16 protein-coding genes are annotated in these 19,145 nt (G+C 72.8%); 10 read left to right on the forward strand and 6 right to left on the reverse strand.

Features of this window, described 5'->3' with window-relative positions; all coding sequences use genetic code 11:
• Positions 1-460: 460 nt before the first annotated feature.
• Both ACZ4TG_RS15885 and ssgD read right to left on the reverse strand, forming a co-directional pair.
• A complete protein-coding gene (locus ACZ4TG_RS15885; protein WP_468162885.1) occupies positions 461-2,107 on the reverse strand; it encodes an ABC-F family ATP-binding cassette domain-containing protein in 1,647 nt (548 codons plus the stop codon).
• A gap of 226 nt (positions 2,108-2,333) precedes the next feature.
• On the reverse strand, positions 2,334-2,750 hold the full coding sequence (gene ssgD / locus ACZ4TG_RS15890; protein WP_468162887.1) for a spore wall synthesis regulator SsgD: 417 nt from the start codon (positions 2,748-2,750) through the stop codon (positions 2,334-2,336).
• A 460-nt stretch (positions 2,751-3,210) separates the two neighbouring features.
• Here ssgD and ACZ4TG_RS15895 point away from each other — a divergent pair, with 460 nt between their 5' ends.
• Positions 3,211-4,353 carry a WD40/YVTN/BNR-like repeat-containing protein gene (locus tag ACZ4TG_RS15895; protein WP_468162889.1) on the forward strand — a complete coding sequence of 381 codons (1,143 nt, stop codon included), beginning with the start codon at positions 3,211-3,213 and terminating at the stop codon, positions 4,351-4,353.
• 47 nt (positions 4,354-4,400) lie between these two features.
• On the opposite strand, the gene ACZ4TG_RS15900 is transcribed toward ACZ4TG_RS15895, so the two are convergent.
• Positions 4,401-4,700 carry a YciI family protein gene (locus ACZ4TG_RS15900; protein WP_468162891.1) on the reverse strand — a complete coding sequence of 100 codons (300 nt, stop codon included), beginning with the start codon at positions 4,698-4,700 and terminating at the stop codon, positions 4,401-4,403.
• Positions 4,701-4,726: 26 nt separating this feature from the next.
• Between ACZ4TG_RS15900 and ACZ4TG_RS15905 the strand changes: the two genes are divergently transcribed.
• Positions 4,727-5,410 (forward strand): endonuclease V, encoded by a 684-nt coding sequence (locus ACZ4TG_RS15905; RefSeq protein ID WP_468162893.1) that lies wholly within the window; start codon positions 4,727-4,729, stop codon positions 5,408-5,410.
• Between the two features lie 160 nt (positions 5,411-5,570).
• Here the strand turns inward: ACZ4TG_RS15905 and ACZ4TG_RS15910 are convergent, their stop codons facing one another.
• A complete protein-coding gene (locus ACZ4TG_RS15910; RefSeq protein ID WP_468162895.1) occupies positions 5,571-6,782 on the reverse strand; it encodes a saccharopine dehydrogenase family protein in 1,212 nt (403 codons plus the stop codon).
• A gap of 116 nt (positions 6,783-6,898) precedes the next feature.
• Here ACZ4TG_RS15910 and ACZ4TG_RS15915 point away from each other — a divergent pair, with 116 nt between their 5' ends.
• The 6 genes from ACZ4TG_RS15915 to ACZ4TG_RS15940 all read left to right on the forward strand — a co-directional run bounded on the left by ACZ4TG_RS15915 (position 6,899) and on the right by ACZ4TG_RS15940 (position 14,234).
• On the forward strand, positions 6,899-7,303 hold the full coding sequence (locus tag ACZ4TG_RS15915) for an MmcQ/YjbR family DNA-binding protein (protein WP_468162897.1): 405 nt from the start codon (positions 6,899-6,901) through the stop codon (positions 7,301-7,303).
• Between the two features lie 93 nt (positions 7,304-7,396).
• A complete protein-coding gene (locus ACZ4TG_RS15920; protein WP_468162899.1) occupies positions 7,397-8,557 on the forward strand; it encodes a CaiB/BaiF CoA transferase family protein in 1,161 nt (386 codons plus the stop codon).
• Positions 8,557-9,582, forward strand: a complete 1,026-nt coding sequence (locus ACZ4TG_RS15925) for an LLM class F420-dependent oxidoreductase (RefSeq protein WP_468162901.1) — start codon at positions 8,557-8,559, stop codon at positions 9,580-9,582. The genes ACZ4TG_RS15920 and ACZ4TG_RS15925 overlap by 1 nt, the downstream gene beginning before the upstream one ends.
• A gap of 10 nt (positions 9,583-9,592) precedes the next feature.
• A complete protein-coding gene (locus tag ACZ4TG_RS15930; RefSeq protein WP_468162903.1) occupies positions 9,593-10,735 on the forward strand; it encodes an acyl-CoA dehydrogenase family protein in 1,143 nt (380 codons plus the stop codon).
• Between the two features lie 24 nt (positions 10,736-10,759).
• Entirely contained in the window at positions 10,760-11,974 is a 1,215-nt protein-coding gene (locus ACZ4TG_RS15935; RefSeq protein WP_468162905.1) for an acetyl-CoA C-acetyltransferase, read from the forward strand.
• A 73-nt stretch (positions 11,975-12,047) separates the two neighbouring features.
• A complete protein-coding gene (locus tag ACZ4TG_RS15940) occupies positions 12,048-14,234 on the forward strand; it encodes a 3-hydroxyacyl-CoA dehydrogenase NAD-binding domain-containing protein (protein ID WP_468162907.1) in 2,187 nt (728 codons plus the stop codon).
• 175 nt (positions 14,235-14,409) lie between these two features.
• Here ACZ4TG_RS15940 and ACZ4TG_RS15945 read toward each other — a convergent pair whose 3' ends face one another.
• Entirely contained in the window at positions 14,410-15,135 is a 726-nt protein-coding gene (locus tag ACZ4TG_RS15945) for a MerR family transcriptional regulator (protein ID WP_468162909.1), read from the reverse strand.
• A 79-nt stretch (positions 15,136-15,214) separates the two neighbouring features.
• On the opposite strand from ACZ4TG_RS15945, the gene ACZ4TG_RS15950 reads away from it, so the two are divergent.
• Positions 15,215-17,047: an AMP-dependent synthetase/ligase gene (locus ACZ4TG_RS15950; protein WP_468162911.1), complete on the forward strand. Its 1,833-nt coding sequence runs from the start codon at positions 15,215-15,217 to the stop codon at positions 17,045-17,047.
• A 78-nt stretch (positions 17,048-17,125) separates the two neighbouring features.
• Here ACZ4TG_RS15950 and sph read toward each other — a convergent pair whose 3' ends face one another.
• On the reverse strand, positions 17,126-18,115 hold the full coding sequence (gene sph, locus ACZ4TG_RS15955) for a sphingomyelin phosphodiesterase (protein WP_468162913.1): 990 nt from the start codon (positions 18,113-18,115) through the stop codon (positions 17,126-17,128).
• 130 nt (positions 18,116-18,245) lie between these two features.
• Between sph and ACZ4TG_RS15960 the strand changes: the two genes are divergently transcribed.
• Positions 18,246-19,142 (forward strand): oxygenase MpaB family protein, encoded by an 897-nt coding sequence (locus ACZ4TG_RS15960; protein ID WP_468162915.1) that lies wholly within the window; start codon positions 18,246-18,248, stop codon positions 19,140-19,142.
• Positions 19,143-19,145: the final 3 nt, after the last annotated feature.

Here is a 19,145-nt window from a genome sequence, read left to right on the forward strand (position 1 = left end):
AAACGCCGCTGCGGCGCAGGGATCGCCCCGGACGGTCTCGGACGCCGCCACCGGAGCGGCCTTCGCGGACGCGGCGGCGGCCCGGCCCCGCGAGCCCCCGCGCGATGCCGTGGGCGCTCCCGGGCGAGGTGTCGGCGGGCGGGGCCGGTGAGCGCGGCCGCCCCGGCCGCCCCCGGTGGCGCAACAGCTACATGTGCGAATCCGGAAACGCCGAGCCGTGCGAGCGGTCGAGCCGCACGATGCCCGGCCGGCTCACGGCGGCGGCCGCGAGGGTGGAGGACCGGCCGGCGCCCCGGGAAGCGGCCGACGGTGAACGGAATCCCGCCCCCTCGCCCCGGGCGGGCGAGGAGTGCGCGGGGACCGGGGGGTCTACGGGGCGGGAGTGCGCGGGGGCCGGGGAGGCTACCGCCCCCGCCTCGCTCGGGCGGGGCGCACGGCACGGGCAGGGGCTAGACGGGGGCTACGCGTCCCACAGCGACTCCCGGACCTCCTCGGCCGTCGTCGCCCGGAGCTCGCCGTCGAGCAGCAGCCAGCGCGTGATGCCGATCGACTCCAGGAACGGCACGTCGTGGCTGGCCACCATCAACGCCCCCTCGTACGACTCCAGGGCCTGCGTGAGCTGCCGTACGCTCGCCAGGTCGAGGTTGTTCGTCGGCTCGTCCAGCATCAGCAGCTGCGGAGCCGGCTCCGCCAGCAGCAGGGCCGCCAGCGCCGCGCGGAACCGCTCGCCGCCCGAGAGGGTGCCGGCCGTCCGGTCCGCCCGGGCGCCCCGGAACAGGAAGTGCGCGAGCCGCGCCCGGATCAGGTTGTTCGTCGCGTGCGGGGCGACCCGCGCCACGTTCTCCACCACCGAGCGGTCGTCGACCAGCAGGGCCGAGTCCAGCCGCTGCGGCAGGAAGCGCGTCGGCACGTGCGTGACCGCCTCCCCGGACACCGGCGGGAGCAGCCCGGCGATCGTGCGCAGCAGGGTGGTCTTGCCCGAGCCGTTGCGGCCCACGAGCGCGATCCGCTCCGGGCCGCGCAGTTCCCACTCGCCCGGGACCGAGGCTCCGTGGGCGAGGTGCAGCCCGCTCAGGGTCAGGACGCGGCGGCCCGGCGGGACCTGGGTGGCGGGCAGTTCGATCCGGATCTCGTCGTCGTCGCGCACCGCCTCCGCCGCCTGGTCCAGCCGCTCCCGGGCGCCCGCCAGCTTCTCGGTGTGCATGATGCGGTGCTTGCCGGCCGACACCTGGGCCGCGCGCTTGCGGGCACCCATGACGATCTTCGGCTCGCGCTTGGTGTCGTACATCTTCTGGCCGTAGCGCTTGCGCCGGGCCAGTTTGGCCTGGGCGTCGGCCAGTTCGCGCTTCTGCCGCTGCACATCGGCCTCCGCGACCCGGACCATCCGCTCCGCCGCCTCCTGCTCGGCGGCGAGCATCTCCTCGTAGTCGGTGAAGTTCCCTCCGTACCAGCGGACTTCGCCGTCCCGCAGCTCGGCGATCTGGTCGACCCGTTCCAGCAGTTCCCGGTCGTGGCTCACCACCACCATCACCCCCGACCAGGATTCGACCGCCGCGTAGAGGCGGCGCCGGGCGCGCAGGTCCAGGTTGTTGGTGGGCTCGTCGAGCAGCAGTACGTCCGGGCGGGCGAGCAGCAGCGCCGCCAGCCGCAGCAGGACGCTCTCGCCGCCCGACAGTTCGCCCACCGTCCGGTCGAGACCGATCTGCGCGAGACCGAGCTGGTCGAGCGTGGCCAGGGCGCGTTCCTCCACGTCCCAGTCGTCCCCGACGGCGGTGAAGTTCGCCTCCGTGGCCTCACCCGCCTCGATGGCGTGGAGCGCGGCGCGGGTGGTGTGGATGCCGAGCGCCTCGTCCACGCACAGGGCGGTGTCGAGGGTGACGTTCTGCGGGAGGTAGCCGACCGTCCCGGCGACGGAGAGCCTGCCTTCCGAGGGGGTCAGCTGGCCGGCGAACAGCTTCAACAGGGTTGATTTGCCACAGCCGTTGAGTCCGATCAGGCCGGTCCGTCCCGGGCCGACGGTCAGTTGGAAGTCGTCGAGGACGGGCGTCCCGTCGGGCCAGGCGAAGGACAGGTCGGAGCAGGTGAGAAAAGTAGGGGCATGGCTCATGGAGGCCTCCAGGTTGCGTGAATGGCGCGTGCAACTCGGGGAGACGGCCGACGGTCATGACGGTCTGTCAGCGCGGTCGGGTGGGGACGGCGGTGACAGGGATGACGATGGTCGGTGTCTCGGACCTCAGACGAGCAATGTCCTGCTCCGTTTCGGCGGCGATGGGGCGTTCACGAAGCTACGGGCGGCCGGAGCCGCCCGCAAGCGGATTAGTGGGCGGGGGGCCTCAGCAGGAGCCCCGCATCAGCTCGGCCAGGCTGTGGTCCACGTCGAGGTAGAGGTGCTCCAGCCCCGGCGGCACGACCGTCGAGGCCCGCTCCAGGAAGCGGCGCAGATCGGCCGTGGTCATCAGGACGATGGCGACGCCCTCGGTGGCGTGGAACTCGATGGTGGTCCGCTCGCCGTCGTACGGGCGCACGCGCACGTCGCCGTAGCCGGACGGGCGCTGGAGCCCGGATTCCAGGAGCTCGCGCGCGAACGTCCAGGAGATCTCGATGCCCTCCAGGGTGGCCGGTGCGGGGAAGGCCATGCGGACGGCGAAGGGATCCGATCGGTCGTAGCAGAGCGTGACGGGCACGGTTTCGACCTTAGGTGCGGTGGCGACCAGTCGGGCCTGCACGGCCTGCTCGATGACAGTGATCAAGGCTCGCTCCCTTGCAGCGGATCTGCTGCCGGGCTGTGGGGTGGAACCCGGCAACCGGATAGACGCCGGAATCGCCAATTCCGTGCACGCGCGGTTGCGTGAGCTGTGTCACCGATTGGCTTGATCGCGCCCGTGTGATCGCACAGAGTGACCGTGGGGGAGGTGTGAGGCAAGGAACCCGGCCGGAGCCGCAGGCCAGGGCGTGGGCACAGTAAGGCTGGTTCCCGCTCACTCCACAGGCGCAAAGCAGGGCTCAGATCCCGGCGCGCACGCTGCCGTCAGGCATCGTCACGCTCGGTTCACCGCGCACGATCAGTCGGCCGACGGGCGACCCTTCGACACCGGTCGGCCGGCCCGGCTTCCGGGCGGCCCGTCCGTCGGCCGGGGCGGCCGGACGCGCCCTGGACGGCGCATCGGGCGTGCGTTAGCTTCCGGCGCCATGAGACTTCTGGGAGTTGGCATGTTCGCGGCGGCTCTGCTGGTGGCGGTGCCGGCCTCACCGGTGCAGGCGGACAGCGGTCCGGATGCGGGCGCGAGTGCGGGCGCGGATGCGGGCGCGGGTACGGCCGCCGACGCCGGCCGGGACGCCGGATCGGACGGGGCCTTGCGCGACCTGCGGGGCGTGGGCTGGGCGTTGAAGACGACGGGCAAGGACACCGTACGGCTGCGCGGGCTCGCGGCCGTGAACCGCTCCACCGCCTGGGTGGCCGGCTCGAAGGGGACGGTGCTGCGCACGGCCGACGGGGGGCGCAGCTGGCGCGACGTCTCGCCGCCGGGCGCCGTCGCCGAGGGCCTGGAGCTGCGCGACATCGAGGCCTTCGACGCGCGGCGGGCGGTGGCGCTGTCCATCGGTGAGGGAGAGGCCTCCCGGGTGCTGCGGACCGACGACGGCGGGGCGACCTGGACCGAGAGCTTCCGCAACCCCGACCCGCGGGCCTTCTACGACTGCCTGACCTTCTTCGACTCCCGGCACGGGCTGGCCATGAGCGACCCCGTGGACGGCAAGTTCCGCATCCTGTCCACCGACGACGGCGGCCGGAACTGGCAGGTGCTGCCGGACGCGGGGATGCCCGCCGCCCTCCCCGGCGAGGCGGGCTTCGCGGCGAGCGGCCAGTGCCTGGTCAGCGCCGGGTCGCGGGACGTCTGGCTGGCCACGGGCGGCGGAGCGGCCGCCCGGGTGCTGCACTCGGCGGACCGCGGCCGCACCTGGCGGGCGGCCGAATCCCCCGTCCCGGCCGGCGATCCGGCCCGGGGGGTCTTCGCCCTGGCCTTCCGCGACCGTACGACGGGCCTCGCGGTCGGCGGTGACTACCGCACGGACCAGGCCTCGCCCCGGGCCGCGGCCGTGTCCTCCGACGCGGGCCGCACCTGGCGCCCGGCGGCCACCCCGCCGCCCGCCTACCGGTCGGGTGCGGCCTGGCACCCGTACGCCCGGGCAGCCGCCCTCGCGGTGGGCCCGACGGGTACGGACGTCACCCTCGACGGGGGCAGGACCTGGCGGCCGCTGGACACGGGCTCGTACGACACGGTCGACTGCGCGGCGGACGGCAGCTGCTGGGCCTCGGGGGAGAAGGGCCGGGTGGGACGCCTGGAACGGCGCTGACGCCGGACCGGGGGCGGGACTTCCAGGTCCGCGCATCCGGCCCCGCGCTACACCGCCGGGTTCTCGCGGACCGTGGCGAGGTCCGCCGAGGTCTTGGTGGCGAGGAACTCGGTGACGCGGTAGACGCAGACGCCCGCCACGGTGAAGGGGTCCTCGGCGGCGATCTTCTCGATCTCCGCACGGGAGACCCCGCCGGCCAGGATGATCCCGCCGTCGCGCGGGACCTTGCGACCCGAGGCGAGGAAGACGCCGGCCGCGTAGTAGCCGTCCAGCCAGGCGATGTGCGCATCCATCTGCTCTTCGACGGCTTCCACGGGCGCGGTGTAGGTGAGCTCCATGACGAACATGATCGCCAGGCTACTCTCGCTCCATCATGACGACTGCGAAGACCCCCGCCGACGAGGCCGAGGCCCGGGCGATACAGGACGAACTGCGCAAGAACGTGGTGCTGGACGAGACGGGTCCGCCGCCCGGGAGCGGGCTCGTCGCCGGTGTGGACGTCGCGTACGACGACGAACGCGACCTGGTCGCGGCCGCCGCCGTGGTCCTCGACGCGGCCACCCTGGAAGTGGTGGAGCAGACCACCGCCGTCGGGCACGTCAGCTTCCCCTACGTCCCCGGACTGCTGGCCTTCCGCGAGCTGCCGACGGTGCTGGCCGCGCTCGACGCCCTCACCGTCACCCCCGGGCTCGTCGTCTGCGACGGCTACGGCCTGGCCCACCCGCGCGGCTTCGGCCTGGCCTGCCACCTCGGGGTGGTCACCGGACTGCCGAGCATCGGGGTCGCGAAGAACCCCTTCACCTTCACGTACGAGGAACCGGGCGCCCCGCGCGCCGAGAGCGCCCCGCTGCTCGCGCCCGACGGGACCGTGGTCGGGCGGGCCCTGCGCACGCAGGACGGGATCAAGCCGGTGTACGTGTCGGTGGGCCACCGGGTCTCGCTCGACAACGCCTGCGCCCACACCCTCGCGCTGAGCCCCCGCTACCGGATCCCCGAGACCACCCGGCACGCCGACTCCCTGTGCCGGCGCGCCCTGCGCGAAGCCGCGGCTTCCTAAGGGCTGTCCCGTAATCCCCGGTGGATCAGCGCGCGGCGTCAGATGCGGTGCATCGCAAGGCGGAGGAGCGTCCTCATACTGGGCGTATCCGGGCGCTCCGACAACGCGGCGAGGTGCCGTAGCTGTCGTCGTGCGCCCGCCGGGGATTACGGGACAGCCCTTAGGCGGCCGCCCGGTCGCCGGCCGCGACCCGGAAGCGGATGCCCGCCTTCTGGAGCCGGTCCAGCAGTGCGTCGCCCATCGCCACGGCCGTGGTCAGCTGCCCGGAAGTGTCCGGGAGGGCGTCGTAGGCCAGGCACAGCGCCGACTCCGCCAGCATCTTCGCCGTCTCCCCGTAGCCGGGGTCGCCGCCCGAGACCTCCGTGAACACCCGGCGGCCGCCGCCCGAGCCCACGAAGCGCACGGTGAACCAGCTGCGCGCCCGCCGCTCCGCGTCCGGGCCGCGGCCGGGCTCCCAGCGGCTCATCAGCCACCGCCGGGCCGCCGGGACCTGGGCCAGGGCCACCGTCGCGCCCGCCGCCACCGTGCCGCCCACGGCGCTCGGGAGGTGCTTGAGGGAGGCGTAGTGGCGGTAGCGGAAGTCGGGCCCGTACCGCTCCAGGGCGGCCGCCGAACGGGCCACGATCCGCGGGTCCAGCGTCGGCAGCGGCAGCGCCCAGGTGCCGGTTTCCCGGCTGAAGCGCGGGGCGCCCCCGTAGGCCCGTACGCGGCGCTCCGGCAGCCGGGGCTCGTGCAGCCGGCGCTCCCGCGCGGCGGCCAGGGTCTGCGGGCCGCGGCTCATCACGGTGAGCCCGGAGGCCAGGGTTCCGCCGGACAGCAGGGCGTTGGACCGCATGAACCCGTCCACTTCCAGCGGGACCCCGGCCGGCAGCCGGCTCACCGTGAAGTACACGCCGAGGTCGGCCGGGATCGAGTCGAACCCGCACGCGTGCACCAGCCGCGCGCCGGTCTCCCGGGCCCGGGCGTCGTGCTCGACGTACATCCGGTCCACGAACTCCGGCTCGCCGGTGAGGTCCACGTAGTCGGTGCCCGCCCGGGCGCAGGCCGCGACCAGCTCCGCCCCGTACCAGAGGTAGGGGCCGACCGTGGTGGCCAGCACCCTGGTGGAGGCGGCCAGTTCCCGCAGGGCCCGCGGGTCCGCGGAGTCCGCCCGGATCAGCGGCAGGGACGCGCAGGCCGGATCGAGGGCGGCGAGGCGCTCGCGCAGCCGCTCCAGCTTGCCGAGGTCGCGCCCCGCGAGGGCCCACCGGCAGCCCGCGGGGGCGTTCGCGGCCAGGTACTCGGCGGTGAGCGCCCCGACGAATCCGGTCGCTCCGAAAAGCACGACGTCGTAGGCCCGTTCCCCGTCGCCGTGCCGAACCCGCTCGTTCATTGAACGCTCCTCCCAGCTGGTGTCGGTGGCTGAGGCTAGCGTGAGGGACGGCTGTCCGTACGGGCAGGTTCGCGCCAGGTGCGCACCGCGTGGGTGCCCGGCGCTGCCTGCGGTGAGTGGAGGTGTCGGTGAAGGCTGCGGTGCGCAAGTGGGAGAAGGTGCGCGAGTTCGCTCGCGGACTGCCGGAGGCCGCGGAGGAGTTCCCGTGGGGCCCCGAGGACTGCGTGGTCAAGGTCAACAAGAAGATCTTCGTCTTCCTGGGGAACGCGGACGGCCCCCAGCCTCCCGGCATCTCCGTGAAGCTCAAGGACGAGGCGCTGCACGGGCACGCGATGACCGCCCCGGGCGCGCAGCCCACCGGGTACGGCCTCGGCAAGGCCGGGTGGGTCTTCGTACCGCTGGGGGAGAAGGGCGCGCCGTCGGCGGACGTGTTGTGCGAGTGGGTGGAGGAGAGCTACCGGACGGTGGCGCTCAAACGGCACGTCAAGGAGCTCGACGCACGGATCGAGGCAGATGGCTAAGCGCTTGCTCTTGTGCTGAGTGGAACACGTTCCTAGCATCGCTGGTGTTACATCAGTTGTGTCACACATGCACACCAGGATGCTGGGGGCTCGATGGCAGCGACAGGTACCGGGCACGGGACGGGCGACGGCGGGCGCGGCGGCCCGCTCGCGGGCGTGCGCGTCGTGGAGCTGGCGGGCATCGGCCCGGGCCCGTTCGCCGCCATGCTGCTCGCGGACCTCGGGGCGGACGTCGTACGCGTGGACCGGCCCGGCGGCGGCGGGCTCGCGGTCGATCCGGCGTACGACATCACCAACCGCAACAAGCGGTCCGTACTGATCGACCTGAAGTCCCCCGACGGCCCGGCCCGGGTCCTGGACCTGGTCGAGCGCGCCGACGTGCTGATCGAGGGGTTCCGCCCCGGGGTCACCGAGCGGCTCGGGGTCGGCCCGGCCGACTGCCTCGCGCGCAACCCGAAGCTGGTCTACGGCCGGATGACCGGCTGGGGCCAGGAGGGCCCGCTCGCGCACACCGCCGGGCACGACATCGCGTACATCGCCGTCACCGGCGCCCTCGGCATGATCGGCAACCCGGGCGAGCCCCCGGCGGTCCCCGCCAACCTGGTCGGGGACTACGCGGGCGGCTCGCTGTACCTGGTCGTCGGCGTCCTCGCCGCCCTCCAGCACGCCCGCACCCCGGGCGGCGCGGGCCAGGTCGTGGACGCGGCGATCGTCGACGGCACCGCCCACCTGACCGCGATGATCCTCGCGATGATGGCGGCCGGAGGCTGGCAGGACCGGCGCGGGGCCAACCTCCTCGACGGCGGCTGCCCCTTCTACGGCACCTACGAGACCTCCGACGGCGGGTACATGGCCGTCGGCGCGCTGGAGCAGCAGTTCTACGACACCTTCGTGGAACTCCTCGGGATCAAGGACCGGGCCCCCGCCCGCAAGGACCTGGCCCGCTGGGGCGAGCTGCGCGAGGCCGTCGCCGCACGCTTCAAGTCCCGTACCCGGGACGAGTGGACGGCCGTCTTCGAGGGCACCGACGCCTGCGTGGCCCCGGTCCTGTCGCTGGGCGAGGCCCCCGCCCACCCGCACCTGGCCGCCCGCGGCACCTTCACCGACTTCGGCGGGATCACCCAGCCCGCGCCCGCGCCCCGGTTCTCGGTGACCGGGGCCGCCGTCACCAGCGGCCCCGCCATGCCGGGCGCGGACACCGAGTCCGTCGCGGCGGACTGGGACCTGCCGGCCCTGCTCGGGAAGGACAGCTGATGGAACTGTCGATGATGCTCGACTACGCGGGAGACCCGCGCCGGGCCGCCGACGAGGCGGCGGCGCTGGAGGCGGCCGGGCTCGACGCCGTGTGGGTTGCGGAGGCCTGGGGCTTCGACTCCCCGACGATCATGGGGTACCTGGCCGCCCGCACCGAGCGGATGAAGATCGGCTCGGCCATCCTCAACGTCTACTCGCGCACCCCGGCGCTCATCGCCCAGACGGCGGCCGGGCTGGACGCGATGTCGGACGGCCGGGCCATGCTGGGCCTCGGCGCCTCCGGACCGCAGGTGGTCGAGGGCTGGCACGGCAAGACGTACGACAAGCCGCTCGGCCGGACCCGCGAGACCGTCGAGCTGTGCCGGCGGATCTGGCGCCGCGAGACGATCGACCACCACGGCATCACCGACATGCCGCTGCCGCCCGAGAAGGGCGGCCGGCACGGCAAGCCGCTGAAGATCCTCACCCGCCCGGTGCGCGACACCATCCCCGTGTACGTGGCCTCGCTCGGCCCGGCCAACGTGGCGCTGACCGCCGAGATCGCGGACGGCTGGCTGCCCACCCTCTTCATCCCGGAGAAGGCCGGGGCGGTGTGGGGCGGCGCCCTCGCCGAGGGCGCCGCCAAGCGCGCCCCGGAGCTCGGCCCGCTCGGGACGGTCGCGGGCGGCCTGCTCGCCATCGGCGAGGACGCCGCCGCCGTACGGGACCGCGCCCGCCCGCAGATCGCGCTGTACGTGGGCGGCATGGGCGCGCCCGGCAAGAACTTCTACAACGACCTCGCCGTCGCGTACGGGTACGAGGAGGAGGCCCGGAAGATCCAGGAGCTGTACCTGTCGGGGCGCAAGCGCGACGCCGCGGCGGCCGTCCCGGACGAGTTCTGCGAGCTCATGACGCTGTGCGGGCCCGAGGGTTACGTCCGCGAGCGCGTCGAGGCCTTCCGTGCCGCCGGGGTCACCATGCTCAACGTGACGCCCGTCGGGCCCGAGCCGGCCCGGCTCATCGAGACCGTCAAGAACTGGCTGTGAGGAGCCGATCATGAAGCGCCGGATCTTCGACGCCGACCACGAGGCGTTCCGCAGGACCGTCCGCACCTTCCTCGACAAGGAGGTGCTGCCGCACTACGAGCAGTGGGAGCGCGACGGCATCGTCAGCCGAGAGGCCTGGCTCGCGGCCGGCCGGCAGGGGCTGCTGGGCCTCGCCGTCCCGCAGGAGTACGGGGGCGGCGGGAACCAGGACTTCCGCTACGCCGCCGTGATCGCCGAGGAGTTCACCCGGGCGGGCGCCGCCGGGCTCGCCATCGGCCTGCACAACGACATCATCGGCCCGTACCTGACCTCGCTGGCCACCGAGGAGCAGAAGCGCCGGTGGCTGCCGGGCTTCTGCAGCGGCGAGATCATCACCGCCATCGCGATGACCGAACCGGGAGCGGGCTCCGACCTCCAGGGCATCCGGACGACGGCCGAGGACCGAGGCGACCACTGGGTCCTGAACGGCTCCAAGACCTTCATCTCCAACGGGATCCTCGCCGACCTCGTGATCGTGGTCGCGAAGACCACCCCGGAGGGCGGGGCGCACGGCATGTCCCTGCTGGTCGTCGAGCGCGGCACGGAGGGCTTCGAGCGCGGCCGCAACCTCGACAAGATCGGCCAGAAGGCCCAGGACACCGCCGAGCTGTTCTTCCACGACGTCCGCGTCCCCAAGGAGAACCTGCTGGGCGAGCTGAACGGCGCCTTCGTCCACCTGATGACCAATCTCGCCCAGGAGCGGATGGGCATCGCGATGGCCGGCATCGCCGCCGCCGAATACCTGCTGGAGATCACCACCCAGTACGTCAAGGACCGCGAGGCCTTCGGCCGGCCGCTGTCCAAGCTCCAGCACATCCGCTTCGAGATCGCGGAGATGGCCACCGAGTGCGCGGTCACCCGCACCTTCCTCGACCGGTGCATCACCGACCACTCCAACGGAGAGCTGGACCACGTCCACGCCTCGATGGCCAAGTGGTGGGCCACCGAGCTCCAGAAGCGGGTCGCGGACCGCTGCCTGCAACTGCACGGCGGCTACGGGTACATGACCGAATACCGGGTCGCGCGGGCCTTTACCGACGGCCGCATCCAGACCATCTACGGCGGCACGACCGAGATCATGAAAGAGATCATCGGCCGTTCCCTGCTCGGCTAACCTCCCCCTCGAAAGGCTTGACCAGTGAGCACCGAAGCTTACGTATACGACGCGATCCGCACGCCGCGCGGCCGCGGCAAGGCCAACGGCGCCCTGCACGGCACCAAGCCGATCGACCTGGTCGTCGGCCTCATCCACGCCCTGCGCGAGCGCAACCCCGGCCTGGACCCGGCCGCCATCGACGACATCGTGCTCGGCGTCGTCGGCCCGGTCGGCGACCAGGGCTCCGACATCGCCCGGATCGCGGCCATCGCCGCAGGACTCCCGGACACCGTGGCCGGCGTACAGGAGAACCGCTTCTGCGCCTCGGGTCTGGAGGCCGTCAACCTGGCCGCCGCCAAGGTCCGTTCCGGCTGGGAGGACCTGGTCCTCGCCGGCGGCGTGGAGTCCATGTCCCGCGTCCCGATGGCCTCCGACGGCGGTGCCTGGTTCGCCGACCCCATGACCAACTGGGACACCGGCTTCGTCCCGCAGGGCATCGGCGCCGACCTGATCGCCACCATCGAGGGCTTCTCCCGCCGCGACGTGGACGAGTACGCGGCCCTGTCCCAGGAGCGGGCCGCCGCGGCCATCAAGGACGGCCGCTTCGCCAAGTCCGTCGTCCCGGTCACCGACCGCAACGGCCTGGTCGTCCTGGACCACGACGAGTTCGTCCGCCCGGGCACCACGGCCGACACCCTCGCCAAGCTCAAGCCGTCCTTCGCGGACATCGGCGAGCTCGGCGGCTTCGACGCCGTCGCCCTGCAGAAGTACCACTGGGTCGAGAAGATCGACCACGTCCACCACGCCGGCAACTCCTCCGGCATCGTCGACGGCGCCTCGCTCGTGGCCATCGGCTCCCGCGAGGCCGGCGAGCGGGCCGGGCTCACCCCGCGCGCCCGGATCGTCTCGGCCGCCGTGTCCGGGTCCGAGCCCACCATCATGCTCACCGGCCCCGCCCCGGCCACCCGCAAGGCCCTGGCCAAGGCCGGACTGACCATCGACGACATCGACCTGGTCGAGATCAACGAGGCCTTCGCCGGCGTCGTCCTGCGCTTCGTCAAGGACATGGGCCTGTCCCTCGACAAGGTCAACGTCAACGGCGGCGCCATCGCGCTCGGCCACCCGCTCGGCGCCACCGGCGCCATGATCCTCGGCACGATCGTCGACGAGCTGGAGCGCCAGGACAAGCGCTACGGGCTCGTCACCCTCTGCGTCGGCGGCGGCATGGGAGTCGCCACCATCGTCGAACGCCTCTGAATCGTCCTGACCCCGCGAAGTCCTCCGGGTGCCTGATCCCGCCTCTGACACGTCTGACACGGAAGTAGCGAACATGAGCGAGTCCACCACGATCCGCTGGGAACAGGACGAGACCGGCGTCGTCACCCTCGTCCTCGACGACCCCGACCAGTCCGCCAACACGATGAACCAGGCCTTCAAGGACTCCATCGCGGCCATCGCCGACCGCGCCGAGGCCGAGAAGGACTCCATCCGCGGCATCATCTTCACCTCCGCCAAGAAGACCTTCTTCGCGGGCGGCGACCTCAAGGACATGATCCGGCTCCGCCCCGAGCACGCCCAGCTGGCCTTCGACACCGGCACCGCGATCAAGAGCTCCCTGCGCCGCATCGAGACCCTCGGCAAGCCCGTCGTCGCCGCCATCAACGGCGCGGCCCTGGGCGGCGGCTACGAGATCTGCCTGGCCTCCCACCACCGCGTCGCCCTCGACGCCCCCGGCTCGAAGATCGGCCTGCCCGAGGTCACCCTCGGCCTGCTCCCGGCCGGCGGCGGCGTCACCCGCACCGTCCGCCTGATGGGCATCGCCGACGCGCTGCTCAAGGTGCTGCTCCAGGGCACCCAGTACAGCCCCCGGCGCGCGCTGGACAACGGCCTTGTGCACGAACTGGCCGCCACGCCCGAGGAGATGCTGGCCAAGGCCCGCGCCTTCATCGACGCGAACCCCGAGTCGCACCAGCCCTGGGACGTACCCGGCTACAAGATCCCCGGCGGCACCCCGTCGAACCCGCGCTTCGCCGCCAACCTCCCGGCCTTCCCGGCGAACCTGAAGAAGCAGCTGAACGGCGCCCCCTACCCGGCCCCGCGCAACATCCTGGCCTGCGCCGTCGAGGGCTCCCAGGTGGACTTCGAGACCGCGCTGACCATCGAGGCCCGCTACTTCACCGAGCTGGTCACCGGCCAGACCGCGAAGAACATGATCCAGGCGTTCTTCTTCGACCTCCAGGCCGTCAACGCCGGCCGCAGCCGCCCCCAGGGGATCGAGCCGCGCACCGTCCGCAAGGTGGCCGTCCTCGGCGCCGGGATGATGGGCGCGGGCATCGCGTACTCCTGCGCCCGCGCGGGCATCGAGGTGGTGCTCAAGGACGTCACCGCCGAGGCCGCCGCGAAGGGCAAGGCGTACTCCGAGAAGCTGCTGGACAAGGCGCTCTCCCGGGGCCGTACGACCGAGGCCGAGCGCGCCGGGCTGCTCGCCCGGATCACCCCGACCGGCGACGCCGCGGACCTCGCCGGCTGCGACGCCGTCATCGAGGCCGTCTTCGAGGACACCGCCCTCAAGCACAAGGTGTTCCAGGAGATCCAGGACGTCATCGAGCCGGACGCGCTGCTCTGCTCCAACACCTCCACCCTGCCCATCACGGGCCTGGCGGAGGGGGTTTCGCGCCCCGCCGACTTCATCGGCCTGCACTTCTTCTCCCCCGTCGACAAGATGCCGCTGGTCGAGATCATCAAGGGCGAGCAGACCGGCGACGAGGCCATCGCCCGCGCCTTCGACCTGGTCCGCCAGATCAACAAGACCCCGATCGTGATCAACGACTCGCGCGGCTTCTTCACCTCGCGCGTCATCGGCCAGTTCATCAACGAGGGCGTGGCGATGGTCGGCGAGGGCGTCGAGCCCGCCTCCGTCGAGCAGGCCGCCGCCCAGGCCGGGTACCCGGCCAAGGTGCTCTCCCTGATGGACGAGCTGACCCTGACCCTGCCGCGCAAGATCCGCAACGAGACCCGCAAGGCCTTCGAGGCCGAGGGCCGGGCGTGGGCCGAGCACCCCGCCGACACCGTCATCGACCGGATGGTCGACGAGTTCGGCCGCCCCGGGCGCAGCGGCGGCGCCGGCTTCTACGAGTACGACGAGAGCGGCAAGCGGGCCGGCCTGTGGCCGGGCCTGCGCGAGCACTTCGGCAAGCGGGACGGGCAGGGCTCCGCCGCCGACGTGCCCTTCGAGGACATGAAGGAGCGGATGCTCTTCTCCGAGGCGCTGGACACCGTCCGCTGCTTCGACGAGGGCGTGCTGACCTCGGTCGCGGACGCCAACATCGGCTCCATCATGGGCATCGGCTTCCCGGCCTGGACCGGTGGCGTGATGCAGTACGTCAACGGCTACGAGGGCGGACTGCCGGGCTTCGTCGCCCGGGCCCGCGAGCTCGCCCAGAAGTACGGCGAGCGCTTCACCCCGCCCGCTTCGCTGGTGGCGAAGGCCGAGCGGGGCGAGACGTACGGCGACTGAACACCCGTCGGCCGGCCCCGGGTTCGCGCCCGGGGCCGGCCGCCGCCGGGCCGCCTCCGTGCCCGGTACGAGGACGTCCGTACCCCGCGCGGTGGCAGAGACCTCCGGCCGCTGCGCCAGGAGGAGGGCGGGCGGGGCGGGCGGTTTCCCGCCCTCGAACGCCATGGCCTCGGAGCTACCCCTCGGAGACGAACGCCGCCCGCAGCTCTTCCTTCAGCGACCGCTGGAACGCCGTCACCAGGGCCTGGACGACCATCGGCTGCATGTGCGCGGACAGCGCCTTCATCGCCTCAACCCGCTCCGGATCGCTCTCGCCCTCCGTGAAGGGCCCCCACACCTCGTCCCGGAACAGCGCCGTCAGCTCGTGCGCCGCCGTCCGCGCGTGCTCCAGCAGCACCTCGCGCGCGGCAAGGATCGTCTCGTGCGAGATCGGCACGTCGAGCAGCGCCACCCCGAGCCGCAGCAGCCCCACGTCCACCCGGAAACCCTCCGCGGTCGGCGTCACGACGTTCATCGCGGCCAGCCGCCGCAGGTCCGTGTCCGCCAGGGGCCGCCCGGCCCGCTTCTCCAGTTCCTCCCGCGAGGACTCCAGCGGCGCGTCGGGCGCCCAGGCCGACACCAGGGCCCGGTGGATCGCCAGGTCGTGCGGGCTCAGGTCGTCCGGCAGCGCGTCCAGGTACCGCTCGATGGCCGAGAGCGTCATGCCCTGGTGCTGCAACTCCTCGATCAGGGCCAGCCGGGAGAGGTGCTCCGGGCCGTAGTGGCCGACCCGACGGGGTCCGATCACGGGAGGGGGCAAAAGTCCGCGCGTGCTGTAGAACCGAACGGTGCGGACGGTCACGCCCGCCCGGGCCGCCAGCTCGTCGACGGTGAGCGTCGGTTCGGGTGCCTGGGTGGTCATGGTCTCCGCCTCGCTCTCGGTACCTAGGTTCAACAGTATTGCTGTCGCACCAATGATGTGAAACGGCCAGGAGCTGCCCATGACCACGAACCTGCGACTGCCCGGACGACCCGAGGAGCTCACCCTCCCCGCCCTGCTGGCCCGCAACGCGGCCGAGCACGGCGACCTCCCCGCCCTCTCGTGGCGCGAGGGCCCCGGCTGGACGACCCTCGACTGGACCGAGGTCCGCCGCAAGGTCGCCGTCCTCGCCGCCGGCTACACCGCCCTCGGCGTCGCCCGCGGCGAACACGTCCTGCTCATGATGGGCAACCGCCCCGAGCACTGGCTGAGCGACCTCGCCCTCGTCCACATCGGCGCCGTCCCCGTCACCGTGTACGGAACCTCCGCGCGCGAGCAGATCGCCCACATCGCCCGCCACAGCCGGGCCAGGGTCGCCGTCGTCGAGGGCGCCCGCGAACTCGCCCGGTGGGAACCGCTGCTGGCCGACGACAGCGTGCCCCTGGAACGGCTGGTGGTGGCCGAGGCCGCCGAGGCCGGCCCGCACCGCACGTACGGCTCCCTGTACGCGAGCGGCGCCCGGCTGCACCGCGCCGACGCCTTCGAGAAGGCCTGGCAGGAGGCCCGCCCCGAGGACCCCCTCACCGTCGTCTACACCTCGGGCACCACCGGCGACCCCAAGGGGGTCCGGCTGACGCACCGCAACCTCATCCTCCAGTCGGTCCGCCTCGACCGGAACGTGGAGCTGCCCGAGCACGCCGAGCACATCTGCTACCTGCCGTTCGCGCACATCGCCGAGCGGATCCTCGGCATCTACCTCCCCCTGCTGCGTGCCGCGCACGTCCGGCTCTGCGCCGATCCCGCCGCCGTGTCGGGCGCGGTCCGCGAGCTGCACCCGGTGCAGTTCTTCGGGGTGCCCCGGGTGTGGGAGAAGCTGGCCGCCTCCGTACGAGCGGTCCTCGCGGGGCTGCCCGAGGAGCAGCGCCGGGCCATCGAAGCCGCGGGCGACCTGGCGCGCGCCCGGGCCGGCCACCGGGAGCGCGGCGAGGAGGTCCCGGCCGCGCTCGAAGCCTCGTACGCCACCGCGAAGGAACGGGTGCTGGACCCGCTGCTGGGCCTGGCGGGGCTGGACCGGCTCGTCTGGACGGGCAGCGCGACCGCGCCCATGCCGATCGACGTGGTCCGGTTCTGGGCGGGCTGGGGGATCACCATCATGGACGCCTGGGGGCTGACCGAGACCTCCGGCGTGTGCACGGTCAACAGCCCGGACGCCTTCCGGCTGGGCTCGGTGGGCCGCCCCATCGAGGGCCTGGAGCTGAGGGTCGCCGAGGACGGGGAGGTACTCACCCGCGGCGCCACCGTCTTCGGCGGCTACCTGCGGCCCGACGGGACGCTGGAGAGCGCCGCCGACGCCGAGGGCTGGTTCCCGACGGGGGACATCGGCCGGCTCGACGAGGACGGATTCCTCTGGCTGACCGACCGCAAGAAGGAGCTGATCATCACCTCGAACGGCAAGAACGTCTCGCCCGCCCTGGTGGAGAACACCGTCAAGGAGCACCCCCTGGTGGGCCAGGCCCTGGTGCACGGCGACGGCCGCTCCTACCTCGTCGCCCTCCTGGTCCTCGACCCGGAGCTCGCTCCCGCCTGGGCGGCGGCGCGCGGCGTCGAGGCCCCGACGCTCGCCGCGCTCGCCGGGCACCCCGCCGTGGTCGAGGAGGTCTCCCGGGCGGTGGCGGCGGCCAACGCCCGGCTCAACCGCACGGAGCAGATCAAGCGCTACCGGCTGCTCAGCGAGGAGTGGGGCCCCGAGTCAGGGGAGCTCACCCCCTCGCTCAAGCTGCGCCGCCGCGTGATCAGGGAGAAGTACGCCGGGCTTATCGAGGGGCTGTACGAGACCCCGTACGAGACCCCGTAGCCCCGGGCCCGCCCTTCCGGGCGCCGCTCCCGCGGGGCACCGCCGCCGGGGCGGCACCCGCGGGAGCGGCGCGCGGTCTCAGCGCCCGATCAGCGGGTAGTGGTCCGAGAGGTTGCCGTAGGTGTAGGAGGTTCCCCAGCTGGAGACCGTCCAGGGCGCCGACTGCTCCTTGACCACGTTGTTCTCCCAGCCCGCCGGGCGGGCGTTGCCCTTGCGGTAGAGCACGTAGTCCAGGTCCTCGCGCGGATCCGTCGGGTAGCGGTAGTTCGCGATCGAGTTCTGCGCCGTGTCGAAGGAGTACGGGTGACCCGTGCGCGAGTCGGCGCCGGCCAGGTCCGCGTCCGCGAGCATGGAGGCGTACTCGGGGGAGCGGGAGTCGACGTTCATGTCGCCCGCGACGATGACCTGTTCGTTGGCCGGGATGTTCTTCCCGTCCAGGAACGCGTCGATCGCCTTGAACTGGCGGCTGCGCATCTGCGCCGCCTCGCCCGCACCGCAGCCCGGGTCCGTGGACTGGGCGTGCGTGCCGACCACGTGCACCTTCGCGCCGTTCACGTCGAGCACGACGTAGGCGAAGCCCTTGTTGGACCACCAGTCGGCGCCGCAGGCGTCCTTGTAGACCACCTGCTCCTTGCGCACGATCGGCCACTTGCTCAGGACCGTGACGCCGCCGTCCTCCGGGGTGGTGGAGGAGTACGCGCCGCCGGTGGCGTCCCAGCCGCTCTTGCTGCGGCCCACGACCGGGGTCTGGTACGGGTACCGCGCGGCCGAGTTGGCCTTCAGCGCGTCCGAGGCGCCGTTGTCGAACGCCTCCTGGAGCACGACCACGTCGTGGCCCTGGTAGAAGGAGGCCTTGGGGATCTCCGTCGCCCGGTGGTCCTGGCCCCAGTTGGGGTACAGGCTCTTGCTCATCAGGAACACGTTGTACGACAGAACGCTGAGCCGCGGGGTCGCGGCGCTCTCCGCCGCCGAGGCGGACGGCGCGGCGGTGACGGCCAGCGTGCCTGCGGCGACCGCGGCGACGGCCGTGGCGGCGGCGCGGCGCGAGCGGGGCGAGGTATGCAGCATGAAGGTCTCCATCATTCCTGCGGGGGAAGATCGACGCCGTCATAAAAGCAGCACCAGTTACCTCTGGGTAACACCCATGCAGCGACTTTCTGTCCGCAGGACGGCCGTCCGGTGCTCGCATACTTGTGTCATGACGAAGACGGACCCCGTTCACCCCGCCGGACCCGCGGCCGCGCGCCGCCCGGACCCCGAGCCGCCCGCGCCCGGCGGAGTGCTGTGGACCATCGCCGGGGACGTCCGCGCCCTGCTGATGCTCCCCGCCGCCTTCACCATGCAGGTGGCCCACCCCGCGATCGGAGCCGGTGTCGACCAGTACTCCGTCTTCCGCACCGACCCCTGGGGGCGCGGCGAGCGCTCGCTGCGCTCCGTCCAGCTGTGGGTGTACGGGGGCGACGAGGCCGCCGCGGAGGGGCGCAGGGTGCGCCGGCTGCACAAGGAGATCCAGGGCACCGACACCCGCGGCCGCCGCTACCACTCGCTCGACCCCGCCTGCTACTCCTGGGTGCACGCCACCGGCTTCCCGGTCTACCTCCACGCCGGGCGGTACCTGCTGCGCCGCTTCACCCCCGCCCAGGAGCGCCAGCTGTACCGGGAATGGCTCCAGGTCGGCCGGATCCTCGGCATCCACGACCGGGACATGCCGCAGACCATCGAGGAGTACTGGGTCTACTACCGCCGGATGCTGGCAGAGGAGATCGAGCCCACCGCGGTCGCCCGCGAACTGGTCGCCACCGATACGCCCCTGCCCCGCCCCGAGGGCGGCCCGCTGCCGGTCCGGCTGCTGCTGCGGCTGACCTGGCCCCTCCTGCGGGCGGCGTTCCTGCACCTGCGCGCCTTCGTCACCGTCGGCTACATGCCGCCCGAGGCCCGGGAGGCGATCGGGCTGGAGTGGACCCCGGCCCAGGAGCGCCGGCTCCGGCGGTGGAGCACGGCCGTACGGATCCTCGTACCCCTGCTCCCCGAGCGGCTGCGCTACCTGCCGATCGCCCGCGCCGCCCGGGCGCGGTGGCGCGCCGGCGCCCGCTGAGGG

The sequence above is a fragment of the Streptomyces sp. NPDC028314 genome (assembly GCF_055565795.1).